The 17813-nt window shown below is 66.3% G+C and carries 16 protein-coding genes and 1 pseudogene; 13 read left to right on the plus strand and 4 right to left on the minus strand.

All coding sequences use genetic code 11. From position 1 onward, the window contains the following. Positions 1 to 104: 104 nt before the first annotated feature. The 11 genes from eccCb (at position 105) to A5747_RS17280 (ending at position 12007) form a co-directional block, all read left to right on the plus strand. Positions 105 to 3782 (plus strand): type VII secretion protein EccCb, encoded by a 3678-nt coding sequence (eccCb, locus tag A5747_RS17230; protein WP_076126344.1) that lies wholly within the window; start codon positions 105 to 107, stop codon positions 3780 to 3782. 7 nt (positions 3783 to 3789) lie between these two features. Beyond that, positions 3790 to 5043 carry a type VII secretion-associated protein gene (locus tag A5747_RS17235; RefSeq protein ID WP_076126346.1) on the plus strand — a complete coding sequence of 418 codons (1254 nt, stop codon included), beginning with the start codon at positions 3790 to 3792 and terminating at the stop codon, positions 5041 to 5043. A 26-nt stretch (positions 5044 to 5069) separates the two neighbouring features. Continuing rightward, on the plus strand, positions 5070 to 5387 hold the full coding sequence (locus tag A5747_RS17240) for a WXG100 family type VII secretion target (protein ID WP_076126347.1): 318 nt from the start codon (positions 5070 to 5072) through the stop codon (positions 5385 to 5387). A 6-nt stretch (positions 5388 to 5393) separates the two neighbouring features. Beyond that, complete coding sequence (locus A5747_RS17245; protein WP_142245627.1) at positions 5394 to 5696, plus strand: WXG100 family type VII secretion target; 303 nt, start codon at positions 5394 to 5396, stop codon at positions 5694 to 5696. A gap of 209 nt (positions 5697 to 5905) precedes the next feature. Then, the gene (locus A5747_RS17250; protein ID WP_076126351.1) at positions 5906 to 7030 is read left to right on the plus strand and encodes an ImmA/IrrE family metallo-endopeptidase; all 1125 of its coding nucleotides are present in this window, start codon (positions 5906 to 5908) and stop codon (positions 7028 to 7030) included. Beyond that, entirely contained in the window at positions 7023 to 7568 is a 546-nt protein-coding gene (locus A5747_RS17255) for a hypothetical protein (protein ID WP_076126353.1), read from the plus strand. The genes A5747_RS17250 and A5747_RS17255 overlap by 8 nt, the downstream gene beginning before the upstream one ends. Positions 7569 to 7821: 253 nt before the next feature. Further along, positions 7822 to 8265 carry a 50S ribosomal protein L13 gene (gene rplM / locus A5747_RS17260; protein ID WP_076126355.1) on the plus strand — a complete coding sequence of 148 codons (444 nt, stop codon included), beginning with the start codon at positions 7822 to 7824 and terminating at the stop codon, positions 8263 to 8265. Then, positions 8262 to 8759 carry a 30S ribosomal protein S9 gene (gene rpsI, locus A5747_RS17265; protein WP_076126357.1) on the plus strand — a complete coding sequence of 166 codons (498 nt, stop codon included), beginning with the start codon at positions 8262 to 8264 and terminating at the stop codon, positions 8757 to 8759. The genes rplM and rpsI overlap by 4 nt, the downstream gene beginning before the upstream one ends. A gap of 140 nt (positions 8760 to 8899) precedes the next feature. Beyond that, positions 8900 to 10237 (plus strand): phosphoglucosamine mutase, encoded by a 1338-nt coding sequence (glmM, locus tag A5747_RS17270; RefSeq protein WP_076126359.1) that lies wholly within the window; start codon positions 8900 to 8902, stop codon positions 10235 to 10237. 46 nt (positions 10238 to 10283) lie between these two features. Next, positions 10284 to 10613: a type VII secretion target gene (locus A5747_RS17275; RefSeq protein ID WP_076126361.1), complete on the plus strand. Its 330-nt coding sequence runs from the start codon at positions 10284 to 10286 to the stop codon at positions 10611 to 10613. 2 nt (positions 10614 to 10615) lie between these two features. Continuing rightward, positions 10616 to 12007, plus strand: a complete 1392-nt coding sequence (locus A5747_RS17280; protein WP_076126363.1) for a hypothetical protein — start codon at positions 10616 to 10618, stop codon at positions 12005 to 12007. A 4-nt stretch (positions 12008 to 12011) separates the two neighbouring features. Here the strand turns inward: A5747_RS17280 and A5747_RS17285 are convergent, their stop codons facing one another. From A5747_RS17285 to A5747_RS25120, 4 genes are read right to left on the minus strand one after another with little or no spacing between them, the layout of a single operon-like run. Then, on the minus strand, positions 12012 to 13055 hold the full coding sequence (locus A5747_RS17285; protein WP_076126365.1) for an LLM class F420-dependent oxidoreductase: 1044 nt from the start codon (positions 13053 to 13055) through the stop codon (positions 12012 to 12014). 42 nt (positions 13056 to 13097) lie between these two features. Beyond that, positions 13098 to 13448 (minus strand): nuclear transport factor 2 family protein, encoded by a 351-nt coding sequence (locus tag A5747_RS17290; RefSeq protein ID WP_076126367.1) that lies wholly within the window; start codon positions 13446 to 13448, stop codon positions 13098 to 13100. A gap of 32 nt (positions 13449 to 13480) precedes the next feature. Further along, positions 13481 to 14320 (minus strand): dienelactone hydrolase family protein, encoded by an 840-nt coding sequence (locus A5747_RS17295; protein WP_076126369.1) that lies wholly within the window; start codon positions 14318 to 14320, stop codon positions 13481 to 13483. A 9-nt stretch (positions 14321 to 14329) separates the two neighbouring features. Next, positions 14330 to 14485: an Rv1535 family protein gene (locus tag A5747_RS25120; RefSeq protein ID WP_158070280.1), complete on the minus strand. Its 156-nt coding sequence runs from the start codon at positions 14483 to 14485 to the stop codon at positions 14330 to 14332. A gap of 431 nt (positions 14486 to 14916) precedes the next feature. Between A5747_RS25120 and glmS the strand changes: the two genes are divergently transcribed. Further along, positions 14917 to 16782, plus strand: a complete 1866-nt coding sequence (gene glmS, locus A5747_RS17300; RefSeq protein ID WP_076126371.1) for a glutamine--fructose-6-phosphate transaminase (isomerizing) — start codon at positions 14917 to 14919, stop codon at positions 16780 to 16782. Positions 16783 to 16845: 63 nt separating this feature from the next. Further along, positions 16846 to 17786 (plus strand): annotated as a pseudogene (locus tag A5747_RS24645) (DUF4436 domain-containing protein). The last annotated feature ends 27 nt before the right edge of the window (positions 17787 to 17813 follow it).

A 17813-nucleotide genomic window follows, 5' to 3' on the forward strand; every position in this document is an offset into this window, starting at 1 on the left:
GCACGGTAACCCGTTTTCGATCGCCCGGTTTCCGGCTATCCACAGGCGAGTTGCGCCCGATCCGGGTGCTCCTTACCGTTCGTCGAACGGTGGGAGGGGTCAGGATGACTGAGGTTTTCGGGCCTGCGGTGTGCCATCCGCCGCCGCCCGTCGAGACGGCGGACGTCAACATCGCCGCGCCACCCGAGCTCTCGCGCTCCCCGTCGTCCGGCTTGCTGGTGCACCTGGTGCCGGTTCTCATATCCCTCGTGAGTCTTGGGGTTATGGCAACGGCCTTCTTCTCGGGGTCGACCGTAACCCGCAATCCCACGTTCCTGGCATTTCCCGTGATGATGCTGGGTTCGATGATTGCTACGACGGTCGCCGGACGAGGCCGTCGGCAGTGCGGAGGCATGGACGCCGATCGAGTCGAATACCTCGCATATCTAAGCCGCCTGCGCGCGACGGTCGCGGAAACCGCTGCGGCACAGCGTTCATCACTCAGATGGAGGCATCCAGATCCCGAGACGTTGTGGACGATGATCGGCGGACCGCGAATGTGGGAGCGGCAAGCGAGGGACGGCGACTTCTGCGTCATCCGAGTCGGCGTCGGAACCCAGCCGCTCGCCACGCGTTTGGTGGCCCCGGAAATCCCGCCCGCGGAGCTCGCGGACCCGGTCACCGCAACGGCGTTGGACCAGTTTGTCCGCGCGCACTCGACGATCGAGGAAGCGCCGATTGCGATTAGCCTGCGGGCGGCTACGACGGTAACGATCGATGGCGATGCTGGCGAAGCGCGCGGAGTGCTGCGTGCGATGGTATGTCAACTCGCGGTATTGCATCCTCCGGACCAGTTGCTGATCATCGCCGTGATCAGCGAGCGGAACAGATGTCACTGGGATTGGCTGAAATGGCTGCCGCACAACCAACATCCGGCCGCGCTCGATAGGTTGGGATCGGCGCGAATGGTGTATCGAAGCCCGGAAGAAGCACAGCAAGCCCTGGCCGGTATGAGTGGACCGCACGCGCTGGTGATCAGCGACCGTGGCGCCCGCGTCGCGGCCGGTGTGATCGCGGACGCGATCATCCTCGAGGTTGGCGCTTTCGGCACGTCGTTGGCAATCAAGCATGCCGGCGAAACTTTGGCGCTGGAACGCCCCGACCAAATGGATGCCCTCGATGCGCTGATCTGTGCGCGGCGGCTGGCCGCCTACCGTGCCGACGTGGCCTCTCGCTGGAGCGAAGACCCGGGCTGGGCGGATCTGATGGGGCTCGGCGACCTCTCCCGTTTCGACCCGGTCTCACTGTGGCACAGCCAGGACCGCCACCATCGCCTCCGCGTTCAAATCGGAACGACGGTCGACGGAAAGCCGCTCGAGCTCGATATCAAAGAGCCCGCGGAAAACGGCATAGGCCCACACGGCCTCTGCGTGGGCGCCACCGGCTCGGGCAAGTCGGAGCTGCTGCGCACCGTCGCATTGGGCATGATGGCGCGAAACTCGCCCGAGGTGCTCAATCTGCTCCTCATCGACTTCAAGGGCGGCGCAACGTTTCTCGATCTGGCTCGTGCTCCGCACGTGGCCGCGGTCATCACCAACCTCTCGGACGACGCGCCCCTGGTGGCCCGCATGAGGGACGCCCTGGCCGGTGAGATGAACCGGCGGCAACAATTGCTGCGGGTGGCGGGCCATGGCAGCGTCGCAGCCTACGACGAGGCACGCCGGGCCGGCATGAAATCGGCGGCGCTGCCGACATTGTTCATCGTCGTTGACGAGTTCTCCGAACTGCTCAGCCACCATCCCGATTTCGCCGACATGTTCGTGGCAATTGGCCGGCTCGGCCGGTCGTTGGGCATGCACCTGCTCCTGGCCAGCCAGCGCCTCGACGAAGGCCGGCTGCGAGGCCTGGAAGCCCATCTTTCTTATCGGGTATGCCTGAAGACTTTGTCTGCGAGCGAATCGCGAATCGTCCTCGGAACACTCGACGCGTATCAACTACCGAATACGCCCGGTGCCGGTTACCTGCGCTGCGGTGGCGACGAGCCGATTCGTTTCCAGACCGCATTCGTTTCGGGACCGCTGTCCGCCCCGCGGGTGGATGTCAGCACCGCGACGAGATCGCCTTCCGTGCAGCCGTTCAGCACACGCGCCGTCGGCCCAATCACACGCGACGCCGGGACAGGCCGGCCACCCGCACCAACCGTCCTGGGTGCGGTGCTGGACCGGCTGTCAGTGCACGGGCCGCCCGCGCACCAAGTCTGGCTGCCGCCGCTCGGTCCGGCACCTCCGTTGGGGAGCCTGTTGCGCGACAGCGGAATTCCGAGGGGCAGCCTGATCGCACCCATCGGCGTCGTCGACCGTCCTTTCGAGCAGTCCCGAACGCCGCTAATGGTCGACTTGTCCGGGGCCGCAGGCAATGTCGCGATCGTCGGAGCGCCTCAGTCGGGAAAATCAACGGCACTGCGCACACTGATCACTGCGTTGGCCGCGACTCACGATCCGCGCCGGGCGCAGTTCTATTGCCTCGATTTCGGCGGCGGAAGGTTGGCGCCGCTGCGTTCATTGCCCCACGTGGGCACGGTCGCCGGCAGGGCCGAGCCGGCGCTGGTCGCGCGCATGGTCGCCGAAATGGAATCGATCGTCCGCTCTCGGGACTTGGATCGAACCGATGCGGCATCCGATTCCGCCCGGCCGGGCGACGTTTTCCTCGTCGTCGACGGCTGGGCGACCCTGCGCCATGAATTCGAGGCGCTCGAGCAAGCGATCACTTCGCTGGCGACGCAGGGGCTTTCATTCGGCGTACACGTAGTCTTGTCGGCGTCGCGCTGGGCGGACATCAGGCCGTCGCTGAAGGATCAGATCGGGACCCGCATCGAGTTGCGGTTGGGTGACCCCGCCGACTCCGAAATCGACCGCAAACGCGCGCAGCAGGTGCCGCGCGACAAACCCGGCCGCGGCCTTTCCCACGAGGGGCTGCACATGCTGATCGCGCTGCCGACGGACCCGAGCGAGCTGGCATGCCGTGACGGCGAGGCGGCCGCGCCCCCGATACAGCTGCTGCCGGCGCACGTGGACCGCGAGGCTGCCGTCCACCGAGCGGGTGACGAATTCGCGGGGCGCATCCTGCTCGGGCTCGAGGAGCGCCGACTGCAGCCGGTCACGTTGGATTTCGATCAGCATTCGCATCTGCTGATCCTCGGAGACAACGAGTGCGGGAAGACAGCGACGCTGCGGACCCTGTGCCGCGAGATCGTACGTACCAATAGCGCCGCGGAAGCGCAACTGTTGATAGTCGACTATCGGCGCTCCTTGCTCGGTGTCATCGAGTCGGAACACCTTGGCGGGTATGCCATGTCGTCGGCAGCACTGGGCGCATTGCTGCCGGGCGTCCTCGACATGTTGAGACAGCGGGTGCCCCCTCCGGAGGTGAGCCAGGCGCAGTTGCGAACCAGATCTTGGTGGTCCGGTCCGGATATCTTTGTCGTAGTCGACGACTATGACCTGGTCGCCGCTCCGGCCGAGAATCCGCTAGTGGCCGTCACCGAGTTTCTACCGCATGCAAGGGATCTGGGACTGCACCTCATCGTGGCGCGGCGCAGTGGTGGCGCGGCGCGCTCCCTGTTCGAGCCTCTGCTGGCCGGTCTCCGCGACCTCGGTTGCATGACACTCGTGATGAGCGGACGTCCGGACGAGGGTGCGCTGTTAGGCTGCCGCCCCGCCCGGCTGCCACCGGGTCGTGGCGTTCTGGACGCACGTGCCGGTGACGAACAGCTTGTACAGGTGTTTTGGAGCCCGCCGGCATGAGCCTGTCGTGAGCGGTCATTGCGCAATCATTGAGGTCGGCCCGGGTGCGATCCGCCGATTGTGTTGCGGCTCAACCGCTGTCACCGACGCCGAGATGGCTGAGATCACCAGGACGGCGCTGGAATCGATAGACGATCCGGTGGCCATGGTGGACGGGCGGCCGGTCGCCGTCGATTCGGTGTGGCGGACCGCGCTGCGGTCGGTGGACTGCCCGAGGCGGCGGCCACACAAGGCCATGGTCGTGGTGCACCCATCGTGGTGGTCATCGTCGCGCGTCGGCCTGGTGACCTCGGTCGCCAAGGGCCTTGCCGACGATGTGTCGGCACGCCCGCGATCGTGGCTGCTGAGGCAGTCGTCCAAGGCCGAGCCGAACGCTGCGGTGGTGGTGGAGATCGCCGAACGGGTGGTGTCGATCGCCGGTGTCGACATCGTCGCCGTGCCCCGCCGGACGGAACCCGGCGCAGTCGCCGAGCAGGTAGCCCGTGCTGTCGACGAGATCGCATGCGGGACAACGGAGGTCACGCTGATCGATGCGCCGGCCACGGTGGCCGGGGCAGCGGCGCTTTCGACATTGATCGTCGGCGCGCTGCGCAATAGTGGCCGGACGGCGGTGGAGATCGGTGACTCCGCGCTGCCAAGTCTCGCCGCGTCGGCGCAGTCGTCGTTGTCGGCCCTCGACGAGCTGGCCTCACCGCCGTCGAACCCGAAGGTCGGTTCGCGCGCCTGGATGCTCAGGGGAATCGCGGCAGCCGGCGTCGTCCTGGCCGCGGCGGTACCGGCGGTGGCCTCAACGGGCCGTCACGGCGTCACGCGCGCCGAGACTGCGGCGACGACCGTTCTAGTGGAAGGCCGGGTAGCGCTAAGGGTGCCCGCGAATTGGCCCACGCAGCGTGTGATTGCCGGACCCGGTTCGGCACGGGTGCAAGTCACGTCGCCATCAGATCCCGAAGTAGCGTTGCACGTCACACAGTCGCCGGTGCCCGAGGAGACGCTGGGTGACACCGCTGAGCGGTTGAAACGCGCGATCGATGCCGAGCCCGCCGGGGTGTTCGTCGACTTCAACCCCTCGGGAAACAGCGCGGGCCGGCCGGCGGTGACCTACCGCGAAGTGCGCGCCATCCACCATGTGCGCTGGGCCGTGCTGCTGGACGGAACGGTCCGGATCAGTATCGGATGCCAGAGCCGGCCCGGCGGTGAGGATGCCGTCCGGGACGCGTGCGAGGAGGCGGTCCGGTCTGCGCACGCGATCAATGGAACCTAGTGGGCGTCCGCAGGGTCGTATTTGGTATGGGAACACCGAACACACTGAGCGCAGACTTCGACCTGATGCGCTCCGTCGCGGCGACCACCGATGCCCGCAACGAAGAAATCCGGGTGATGCTGCAGGCATTCATCGGCCGCATGAGCAGTGTGCCGCAGTCGGTGTGGGGTGGGCTCGCCGCCGCGCGGTTCAAGGATGTGGTCGATCGTTGGAACGCCGAGTCGACGAGGCTCTACCACGTCCTGCACGCGATCGCCGAGACGATTCGGCACAACGAGGCCGTTCTGCAGGAGGCCGGTCAGATCCATGCCGACCACATCGCCGCTGCCGGCGGAAACCTCTGATCGGAGTTGTCCGTGGATCCCGTGTTGTCGTACAGCTTTAGCGAAATCGAATTCTCCGTGCGCCAGGAGATTCACGCCACCTCGGCACGTTTCAATGCCGCGCTGGACGAGCTGAGATCGCAAATCGCTCCGTTGCAGCAGTTGTGGACTCGCGAAGCCGCGGCCGCATATCAGGCCGAGCAGCTCAGATGGCATCAGGCTGCGACGGCGCTTAACGAGATATTAATCGACCTTGGAAATGCCGTACGCGACGGCGCGGATGAGGTGGCAGACGCCGACCGACGAGCGGCCGGGGCCTGGGGAAGGTAGCCCGATGCACGAGACTCTGTGCGGTCCTGGCGGGGGAGAGCCGTCAGGACCGCACAGTCGTTTTGATGTCTAAGTGAGGAAGGACGTCCAGAGAGTAAGTGCGACCAGATGACAGCGCCGGAGGTGAACAAGCTAGCTTGGCCAGACAAAGGCCAGTTCAGGGGCATATGCGTCGACACTTTCGTTGTACCTGTGCGAAAATCACACACATGGATCACGTAACGCTTGGACAACGGGTTGCCCAGGCGCGCCAGGAACGGGGCATCTCCCAAGGAAAATTGGGGGAACTCGTCGGCCTCGACCGCACAGCCATCAATCGTGCGGAAGGCGGTGACCGCAAGCTCACCATGACCGAGATGGTCGCGATTGCGGAAGCGCTGGAGCGTCCGCTTGGGTTCTTCGTCAATGATCCTCTTCCGGCCGTCGTCAACCGAAGAAGGGACCTTGTTAACGCTCCTGACGATGCACGTCACGATACGACCCAGGCGCTTGATGACGCGATCGAGTTGTTTGCATCCGACGCCCTCATGCTTTTAGAGATGGATCTCCTCCCCCGGGCGGAACGTAACCAGGATGCTAGGACACCCCAAACCTACGAAGAGGCCGAACTATTGGCCACCGCAGTTCGTAACGATCTTGGAGCAGCGGATCGTCCAATAGTCAGTCTCGGAGAGGCTTGTGAGCAGCTCGGTCTGTATACCTATGCCGCCCCCTTGGGGCCGGACGGTCCAGACGGTGGATGCGTAGAGGTTACTGCTGACACGGAAAGCATCGCAGTTGCGGTGATCAATGGCGATGTGGAGTCCGGTCGACGCCGGATGACGCTTGCTCATGAATTGGGTCATTGGCTTTGCGGGGACGCATACGACGCGATGGCGGGCGACGAGTGCGAGAAAATGCTATTTGCATTCGCCATTCACTTCCTTGCCCCTCGGTCTGGCGTCCTGCGGCTATGGAACGACCACCACGAGTGGAGTGCTCGTGACCGCGCGCTTGCTGTAAGCGCGGCCTACCTCCTGAGCTGGTCAGCGGCGGTAGGTCAACTGCGTAACCTCGGCCTGATCGATTGGAGAGAATATGAGAGGCTGCTTGCCCAAGAGCCGCGAACAGGCGACTATGTTCACCTCAAGTTGACTTGGGCAAGAGAACCCAAGAGCCCCTACGTTTCACCGAGCTTCGCCGCAGCATGCATCGAGGGGTACACATCGGGTCGACTGACAGCGGCCCGCACCATTGAACTGCTGCGTGGCATGATGACGCGAGACGATCTCCCGGAACGGCCGCCCAGGACACTGGACGATTTGCGAAGGTCATTCGCGGGACACGGTGACTGAGGCCGCTCAGTGGGTGATGGACACCAGCGCGTATACACACCTATGTCGTGCGGGGTACGCCTCCATTATTCAAAGCCTTGCTCCCCATGGAGTGGTTCTCATTCCCGCAGAGGTCAACACCGAAATCGAGAAGGGCAGAGACAGACACCCCGGGATTCCGGGCGTTTCCACAGTCAACTGGGCTGTGCACACTTCGATGACCGACGACGAGACATGGACCGCGCTACGCGTCAAGGCCGCCCTGGGTGGCGGCAGGTGCCGACACCTAGGTGAGTCAGCGGTTATCGCGTGCGCGCACCACCGCAATCTGGTTGCCGTGCTGGATGATCGTGCGGCTGTCGCTCAGGCTGACCGGCTCAGGGTCAAGGCCATCGACACGATGTGGATCGTGGCAGAGGCTTACAAGTCGCTGTTCGATCGAGATCGGACTAAGACAGTGGAGCTTGTCGACGCGCTCCTAGAGACGGATATGTACCTTCCCTTCAAGGACGGCGATTCCTTCTTCGCTTGGGCTTGGAAAGAGGGCATGTTGCCGTAGTCATCAAGCTCGACCGACTCAAACCCGCCGGCGGGCGGCCGGGGCGTTGGACCCCGCTTTGCTTCGACTGCCCGCTACCGACTGTTGCGACGATTTTGACCTGCGGGGATGCGGGTCGGTAAGCTGCTCGGTTGGCGTGCGGTATGCCGGGGCCTCGGGTCAATGTCGGTCGCCGAGATCCACCCCACCGTCAACGCCTGACCGATACCCGGGTCACACCGGGATCCACCTCGAGAAGAAGAAGGTAAGCGCTGTGCCCACATACGCGCCCAAGGCGGGTGACACCACGCGGTCGTGGTACGTCATCGACGCCGCGGACGTGGTGCTTGGCCGCCTTGCCGTCGCGGCAGCCACCCTGCTGCGCGGTAAGCACAAGCCCACGTTCGCTCCCAATGTCGATGGCGGTGACTACGTCATCGTCATCAACGCCGACAAGGTCGCCATTAGCGGCGACAAGCTGCAGAGCAAGCTGGCCTTCACCCACTCGGGGTATCCCGGCGGCCTGCACAAGCGCACGATCGGCGAACTGATGGAAAAGCACCCGACTCGCGTGGTGGAAAACGCGATCGTCGGCATGCTGCCCAAGAACAAGCTCAGCCGTCAGATTCAGCGCAAGCTCCATGTCTACGCGGGCCCGGAGCATCCTCACATCGCACAAAAGCCGGTTCCGTACGAGATCAAGCAGGTGGCCCAGTGACCGAAACAACCGAGGCCGTTGAGACCCCGGCCACCCCAGAAACCCCGGAAACCCCGGCCGCTCCGGCCGAGGCCCCGGCGGCCAAGCCGAGCGAGCCGTTCGTGTTCGAGCGGCCCATCCAGACCGTCGGCCGCCGCAAGGAGGCCGTGGTGCGGGTGCGCATCGTGCCCGGTACCGGCAAGTTCGACCTCAACGGCCGCAGCCTCGAGGACTACTTCCCCAACAAAGTGCACCAGCAGCTGATCAAGGCCCCGCTGGTCACCGTCGACCGGGTGGAGAGCTTTGACATCTTCGCGTTGCTGCACGGCGGGGGCCCCTCGGGTCAGGCCGGAGCGCTTCGCCTGGGCATCGCCCGGGCGTTGATCCTGGCGTCGCCGGACGACCGGCCGGCTTTGAAGAAGGCCGGGTTCCTCACCCGTGATCCGCGTGCCACCGAGCGCAAGAAGTACGGCTTGAAGAAGGCGCGCAAGGCGCCGCAGTACAGCAAGCGCTGATCGCCGATCACTTTCTGGCCGCAACCGTGCATCTACTGCACCTTTAGCGGCGTGTCCGCGCACAAACACGCACGGTTTCGTCCAGAAATGAACGGGCATGTGTTAGGTGCACGACCGTCAACTGTGAGAGGTTTATCCGCATGGGTCGACTATTCGGCACCGACGGCGTTCGCGGGGTCGCCAATCGTGAGTTGACCGCCGAGCTGGCGTTGGCGCTGGGCTCGGCGGCCGCGCGGCGGCTGGCGAGCGCGGGGGGACCGGGCCGCCGAGTCGCCGTGATCGGTCGCGACCCGCGAGCCAGCGGCGAGATGTTGGAGGCGGCCGTGATCGCTGGCCTGACCAGCGAAGGCGTGGACGCGCTGCGGGTCGGAGTGCTGCCAACCCCCGCCGTGGCCTACCTGACCGGCGCCTACGACGCCGACTTCGGGGTGATGATCTCGGCGTCGCACAACCCGATGCCCGACAACGGCATCAAGATCTTCGGCCCGGGCGGCCACAAGCTGGACGACGACACCGAGGACCAGATCGAAGAACTCGTCGCGGGGGGGCCCGGGCTGCGCCAAGTCGGCGCCGGAATCGGCCGTGTTCTCGACGCCGAGGATGCGGCCGACCGCTACCTGCGCCACGTCGGCAAGGTCAGCACTGCACCGCTCGACGGCCTGACCGTGGTCGTCGACTGCGCCCACGGCGCGGCGTCGGTGGCTGCTCCGCGCGCCTATCGCGCGGCCGGCGCCCGGGTCATCCCGATCCACGCCGAGCCCAACGGGCTCAACATCAACGACGGCTGCGGCTCGACGCACCTGGATTCGCTGCGGGCGGCCGTGATCGACCACCGCGCCGATCTGGGCCTGGCGCACGACGGCGACGCCGACCGGTGCCTGGCCATCGACGCCAACGGCGAACTGGTCGACGGCGACGCGATCATGGTGGTGCTGGCGCGCGCGATGCAGGAGGCCGGCGAGCTGGCCTCCAACACCTTGGTGACCACGGTGATGAGCAATCTCGGCCTGCACCTGGCCATGCGCACGGCTGGGATCACGGTGCACACCACCGCCGTCGGCGACCGCTACGTCTTGGAGGCTTTACGGGCCGGCGAGTACAGCCTCGGCGGTGAGCAATCCGGCCACATCGTGATGCCCGCACTGGGCTCGACCGGCGATGGGATCGTCACCGGCCTGCGGCTGATGACGCGCATGGTGCAGACCGGCTCGTCGCTGGCCGACCTTGCCTCGCAGATGCAGACATTGCCGCAGGTACTGATCAACGTGGAGGTCGCCGACAAGGCCGCCGCCGCCGCGGCGCCCGCAGTGCAGGCCGCCGTCGAGCAAGCCGAAGCGGAGCTCGGTGATACCGGGCGAATTCTGTTGCGCCCCTCTGGAACTGAACCGATGATCCGGGTGATGGTGGAAGCGCCCGAAGCCGACGTGGCTCGGCACGTCGCCACGCGAGTCGCCGAAGCGGTGAGCGCTCAGGGCTGATCCGCGATCCTGGAACCCCGACGGGGGATCCGGCGTCGGATTAGGCATGAGATTCGATAGTCCAGTACGACACAACGCTTTTACCCGCACTGGGGTCGACGTCGCGGCGGTGCATAGGGTCGCCGACCAATTGCGTGGCGCCGCCGAGCTCGTCGACGCCGCGGTGAGCGACCACCTGGCCGGGCTGGCTTTCAGCGGCGCCACCGCAGGTCGGGCGCACAGCGCGCGTGGCGACGCGTTGCGCGGCCAGTTGGAGCAACTTGTGGCGCAGTTGTCGCAGTGGTCGCGGGCGTCCGTCGCGATCGCTGTCGCCCTGCGGTCCGGCGCCGAACGCTATGCCGATGCCGAGCTGTACGCCGCGGCGCGGATTGCCTGATAGTGGGCGATCGTTTGGACGTCGCCGAGCGCCTCGCCGAGGGCCGGCTCGCCGTAGAGCACACTCAGGCATACGTGCGGGCTTGCCAGGCGCTGGGTTACGAACAGTCCGACCTCACGTCGAACCCCAGCCAGATCCGCGACTGGTACGGAAGCGAAGACGGCCTGGATCTTCACGCGCTCGACCATGATTGCGCGGAGCTGCGGGCCGCGGGCGACGCGGTGACGGAAAGCCTGCGCATCCAGCGTGCCCAGGCCGGTGAGCTGGCGGCGGCCTGGACAGGACCTGGGGCTGACGCGGCGCTTGCGTTCCTGCAGCGTCACTGCGATGAAGCAGGCGCCCTTGCGACCGAAGTGCGCGCTGCGGCCCAGCGATGCGAGTCGTTGCGCGACAACTTGTGGTGTCTGGTCGACGCAAAGGCCGCAACTGCCATCGCCATCGACGATCGCACACAGGCGCAGCGCCCGACTTGGTTGGCCGCCGCCGCTTCCGTCACGACGGGGGCCGGGGATCGGTGGACGGCCGCGGAGATCGTCCAGGAACAGCTGAAACCATACGTGGACAACGACATTCGCAACGAGTGGGTGAGCGCGATGCGTTCATCGCTCGCCGGGGTCGCCGCGTCGTACGACATGGTCATCGACAGGATGGCCGCCACGCCGGTCGTGTACTTCGAGCTTCCCGGCGAGCTCGGGCCCGGCTGGCAACCGGTTGAGCCGGTCCCACCGGGCGCGCCGGCTCCGCCCGCGGCGACTGTGGTAACGCCAGCCGCTGCGGTACCGCCCGCGGTCGCTCCCGCCGCTGCGGCACCGGCGGCGGCCTGCGCCGCGGCCGTGCCGCCCACGAATCCCGCTCCGTTACCGGATTTGGGAACCGCGCTTGGTAGTGGTTCGGGGATGCCCAGCGGCGCGGGAGATCTGGGCGGCGGACTAAGCGGTCTTGGCGGCCTGGGCGGACTTGCCAGCCGAATCGTCGATGCGATGGGTGGGCTATTGGGTTCGGCGGGCGACGCGCTCGGGGGCGACGACCCCTTCGACAAGGATGCGTTCGGCGGGGATCCGTTCCACCCGGACGACGAGCGCGAAGATTCCGACGACCGGACCGATGACGACGGGGACGAATCCGAGCAGCCCGAAAATGGTGACAAGGCCGCCGGGGATAAACCGGTTGACGGTCCGCCACCACCGTTCGAAGCGCCGCCGCCGGTGGGTGCGCCGCCGGTTGAAGCGACGCCACCGGCGGACGCGCCCCCGACGGCCGAAGCGCCGCCGGATGAACCGCCGCCGGATGAACCGCCGCCGGCGGCCACGCCCGCACCGGCCGCTGCACCGCCGACCGACGGATCAACACCGTGCGAGATTGCCGCGGATCAGCTTCCGCAGGCGGGGCAGTGAGGGCTCAGGCGGGTCGCAGTTGGAGCGCTTCCTCGACGAAGCGCACGGACTCTTCGGCGTCGGTTGCCATCGGGCTTACCAACAGCGTCGTGACGCCGGACTCGGCGAAGGCGGCCAGGCGCTCGGCGATGAAGCCGCGCGGTCCGACGAGTGACATCCCGCGCACCAATTCGTCGGGCACCAAGTCGATCGCCTCACGCTTGCGGCCGGACAGATATAGCTCTTGGATCTTGTCCGCGACCTCGCCGTACCCGTAGCGCGTCGCGAGGTTGTGGTAGAAGTTGCGGCCCTTGGCACCCATTCCGCCGAGATAGAGGGCCAGCTGCGGCCTGGCCCACGCCAGCCGATCCTCTACGTTCTCGCCGATGGCCAATGACGCGTGTACCATGACGTCCAAGGGTCCCAGCGCCGGATCCCGTTTTGCGGCACCGGCTTTCAGCGCCTTACCCCACACCGAGTCGGCCTTCTCCGGAAGATAGAACACCGGCTGCCAGCCCTCGGCGATCTCGGCGGTCAGCTCGACGTTCTTCGGTCCCAGCGCCGCGATCGTTATCGGAATGCGTTCGCGCACAGGATGATTGATCAGCTGCAAGGGTTTGCCCAACCCCGTTCCGCGATCCGCGGGCAGCGGCAGCTGGTAGTACTTGCCGTCGTATTGCACCCGCTCGCGGCGCCACACCTTCCGGCAGATCTCGACGACCTCGCGGGTGCGGCCCAGCGGGGCGTCGAACGGGACGCCGTGGAACCCCTCCATCACCTGAGGCCCCGACGTGCCGATGCCGAGACGGAACCGGCCGTCGGACACGAAGTCCAGGCCCGCGGCGGTCATGGCCAGCAGCGACGGCGTGCGGATGTAGATGGGAACCACGCCCGTGGCCAATTCGACGGTGTTGGTCTTGGCGGCCAGATACCCGAGTTGGCTGATGGCGTCGTAGGAATACGCCTCGGCCACCACCGCGATGTCGATGCCTTGCTTTTCCAGTTCGACGACGCGGTCGACGGCCTCTTTAAAGCCGCCCGAATAATCCAGAGCGATCCCGATTCGCATCAACGATGCATATCACGACGTGAAATTCGCTCGGCGTGGACCTCAGCCTGCCGACGTGCCCGTCCAGTATTCGGCGAACCGCTGACCGTCGCCCGTGAGCCGGAGGATGTCATTGCCGGTGAACGAGACCGGGCCGTCCGGGCCGCGACCCGTACCGACCCAGCGGCCGGCGACGAATGCGCCGTCGGAAAACGGGCCGATTTCAACAGAAAAATCCAAGTCGTCCAGCATGTTTCGGGTCTGCTCGACGATCTGCTGAAGCTCGTCCGGGCCGTGTACGTCGCGGTCGGGCCAATGGCCTACGAAGTCCTCGGTGACGAGCTCGGCAGCGATCGATTGGCCCGCCCACAGGCCGGTGATCCAGCGGTCGTACAGCGCTTCGACGGTAGCCATTGCGCGCGATTACCCATTCGGCGTGAGCGCAATCACTTCAGCAGCGCGACGATCTTTTCTTCGGGCGTGACCGGCTCGGCATCGGGATCCACCGGGACCGTCTTGGGCAGGTGCGCGTCCGGGTCGGCGAAGGCGCGATAGGTCTTGTCGCCAGCCAGCGTGGCGAGCAGGTACCCGGTCAGCAGCGCCCGAACCGATCGCTGCGTGCCGCGATGCGCGCCGGGCAGCCCGACCGCTTTCGTCAGCCGCCGGCCCTCGACCAGGCCACCGGGTTGGGCCTTGCTGACGATGCGCAGCGTGGCCGCACTCCACGCCCGGGAAAGCGCCAAGGCGTTGGAGTTCAATGTCTTTGGGTCTCCGGGCGCGGTCAGGATCAAACCCGGGACCGCTAGCGTCGCGGCCGGCTGCTCGGCCGGGGGACTGGTGACGGTCGGGAACAGCGCCGCCACGGCCGCAGGCTTGGCCGGCATGCCGGCCGCCGCGAAGACCGCGGCCGAGCCGCCGAAACCGTGGCCCACCACACCGAGCTTGGCGGGGTGCACGCTGATCTTGCCCGGCCCGAGCCGCACTCCGGCCACGATGTCGAGGGCCGTGCCGAGATCGAAGGCCAGGTTGAGCACCGAGGGCGCCAGGCCGCGTTCGGTGTCGGGGGCGGCGGCCACGATGCCCCACGACGCCAGGTGCTCCAACAAACCCGAATAGCGGGCGGCACCGGCCAGCCACGTGTGACCGAACGCGACACCGGGCAGGTTCAATCCGGCTTCCGGGGTGTAGACCACCCCCGGCAAACCGGCAAAGGCCAGTTCACCGCGCAAAACCCGGTGTGGGCCGCGCCGGCCGAGAGCTTTGACGAGCTTGCGGGTTCGGGCCACGCGTCGACGTTAGCGCACCTCGATCAGCCCGAGCCGCCAGAGCGCCGCGTACACCTGGCGCAGCGGAACGCTCAGCAAACGAGCCGCCGCGTCCAGCACCGGGTCACCCCGACCGGTCGGCGGCCGAGGCCTCGCCACCACCTCGTCGTACGGAACAGCGGTCATGATCCGCTCCTAAAGATTGCGTGGGGAATTCCGAGACAAATTGGCGAATATCGGCATTGATGTCGACTTGAAGAGCCGGTAAAGAGCAACTGATCGATTGGGCGGGGAAGCCGTGCTGCAGCACAACTGTTGTGCTGCAACATTGTTCGTCGTAGTGACGTTCCTTTCACTAGCCGATATTCCGAAGTTTAAGTGCGCGTCGCGGTGGAGCAATGAAAGTATAGAAAACGTCAGAAATACATTAGGTGACAAACACGCATTGTTTAGGAATATGATTTCAACCGAAAAGTAGCGGCCGCCGCCGCCCGCGGAGTGCGCTTCGCCGGCAACCGCGCCCGGCGCGGCCACCCCCCTACCGCATTTACGCAGGTCAGCGCGCCGCAAGTCCGTGCTGCTGGGACCGCCAGGGCGGCTCCACTACCCTGTGCAGGATGTGCGGAATTGTCGGCTACGTCGGGCAGCGCCCTGCCTTCGATGTCGTCATGGACGCGCTGCGCCGGATGGAGTACCGCGGCTACGACTCGTCGGGAATCGCGCTGCTGGACGGCAAGGGCAAACTCACCGTGCGACGCCGCGCCGGCCGCCTGGCCAACTTGGACAAGACGACGGCCGAGATGCCGCCGGACGCGCTGACCGGAACCACCGGACTGGGCCACACCCGCTGGGCGACCCACGGCCGGCCCACCGACCGCAACGCGCACCCGCACCGCGACGCCGCCGGCAAGATCGCCGTCGTCCACAACGGCATCATCGAGAACTACGCCGCCCTGCGCCACGAACTGGAGGCCGACGGCGTCGAGTTTTCCAGCGACACCGACACCGAAGTCGCGGTGCACCTGGTTTCGCACGCCTACCGCCATGGCGAAACGGCCGGTGATTTCGTGGCCTCGGTGCTCGCAGTGCTGCGCCGACTGGAGGGCCACTTCACCCTGGTGTTCGCCAACGCCGACGAACCCGACACGATCGTCGCCGCCCGCCGGTCGACGCCGCTGGTGCTGGGCGTCGGGGACGGCGAGATGTTCGTCGGCTCAGACGTGGCCGCGTTCATCACCTACACCCGCAACGCCGTCGAACTCGGCCAGGACCAGGCCGTGGTGCTCACCGCCGACGGCTACCGCATCACCGACTTCCACGGCAACGAAGACGTGGAATACCGCGAGTTCTACATCGACTGGGACCTGTCCGCCGCCGAGAAGGGCGGCTACGAGTTCTTCATGCTCAAGGAGATCGCTGAGCAGCCCACCGCGGTGGCCGACACCCTGCTCGGCCATTTCGTCAACGGCCGGATCGTGCTCGACGAGCAGCGACTGTCCGACCAGGAACTGCGCGAGATCGACAAGGTATTCGTGGTCGCCTGCGGTACCGCGTATCACTCGGGCCTGCTGGCGAAATACGCGATCGAGCACTGGACGCGGCTGCCCGTGGAAGTGGAACTCGCCAGCGAATTTCGTTACCGGGACCCGGTTTTGGACCGCAGCACGCTGGTGGTCGCCATCTCGCAGTCGGGCGAGACCGCGGACACCCTGGAAGCGGTCCGGCACGCCAAGGATCAGAAGGCCAAGGTGCTGGCGATCTGTAACACCAACGGCTCGCAGATCCCGCGCGAGTGCGACGCGGTGCTCTACACCCGCGCCGGCCCGGAGATCGGCGTCGCCTCGACCAAGACATTCCTGGCGCAGATAGCCGCCAACTATCTCGTCGGCCTGGCGCTGGCGCAGGCCCGCGGCACCAAGTATCCCGACGAGGTCGAAGGCGAGTATCGCGAGCTCGAGGCGATGCCGGACCTGGTGGCGCGGGTGCTCGCGACGGTCGAACCCGTGGCCGCCCTTGCCCATCGGTTCGCCCAATCCTCGACCATCCTCTTCCTGGGTCGCCACGTCGGCTATCCGGTGGCGCTGGAAGGCGCGCTGAAGCTCAAAGAGCTGGCCTACATGCACGCCGAGGGTTTCGCGGCCGGCGAACTCAAGCACGGCCCGATCGCGTTGATCGAGGACGACCTGCCCGTCATCGTCGTCATGCCCTCGCCGAAGGGGTCGGCCACGCTGCACGCCAAGCTGCTGTCCAACATCCGCGAGATCCAGTCCCGCGGCGCGGTGACGATCGTGATCGCCGAAGAGGGCGACGACACCGTGCGGCCGTACGCCGATCACTTGTTCGAAATCCCCTCGGTGTCAACCCTTTTGCAGCCGCTGCTGTCGACTATCCCGCTACAGGTGTTCGCGGCGTCGGTGGCGCAGGCCCGCGGTTACGACGTGGACAAGCCCCGAAACCTCGCCAAATCCGTCACCGTCGAATAGTCGTTGAACTAGATTTCCCCATGCGGGCAAGCAGTTTCTGAAACCTGGGGGGAGTCGTCGCTGATGAAATTGGGCATCGCCGGCCTGCTGCTCTTCATCGCGGCCTACATTGCGTCGACCACGTTGTACGGCAGCGCCGGTAAGGGCCCGCATGACCTGACTCGAGCGCAGCCGACCTCCGACGGCACCACGGTGACGATCGACCTGCAGGACGTCGCGCAGAGCAACACCGTGCTGATGACCAACATGTCGATCGCGCCCGGACCCGCGCTGCTGGATCCGCGCACGCACGGGCTCACCGAAGACCTCAGCGTGGTGGTCACCTCCACGGCAACGCCCACCAAGCGCACGTGGTCGAAAGACGTGCTGCCCGGCACGTTTCCGGTTCCGCTCACCCTCAGCGGTGACGTGACCAACTGGCCGTTCGACCACTACGTTTCGGGGCCGGTCACCGTCGAGCTCTTCCGCGGTCCCGAGCAAAGGCCCGAACGGGCCGCGGTGAGGTTCGTGGACCGGCTGGCCGGCTGGCAGATCGACATTCCCGCCCCGCCGCGGCCGACGGCCTGGCGCCCTACCAGGTGAAGCTCCAGCGGTCGGCGGGCACCGTGGCGTTCGCCGTCGTCATCGTCGGGGTACTCGTCGGGCTGGCTGCCCTCGGCCTCGTCGTTGCGGTTCTGACGGCGCGCGACAAACGGCAATTCCAGCCGCCGATGACGACGTGGTATGCGGCGATGCTCTTCGCGGTGGTTCCGCTGCGCAACGCGCTGCCCAACGCGCCGCCGTTCGGCTCCTGGATCGACGTCCGGGTCGTGCTCTGGGTGGTCGTCGTGCTGGTGCTCTCGATGATGGTGTACATCACCTGCTGGTGGCGGCACTTGCCGCCCGACTTCGTCAAACCTGCAAAGCCGGCCGAGAAACCCCCCGAGAAACCAGCCGGGGAAGCAGCGGAGTCGCCGCCGGACGAGTCAGCGACGCCGGCCGCGTCGCCGACGTGCAACAGTTGAGCCGTGGCCAATGCATCGGTGGGGACC

This window comes from Mycobacterium sp. IS-836 (assembly GCF_001954275.1).
Classification (GTDB): Bacteria; Actinomycetota; Actinomycetes; order Mycobacteriales; family Mycobacteriaceae; genus Mycobacterium.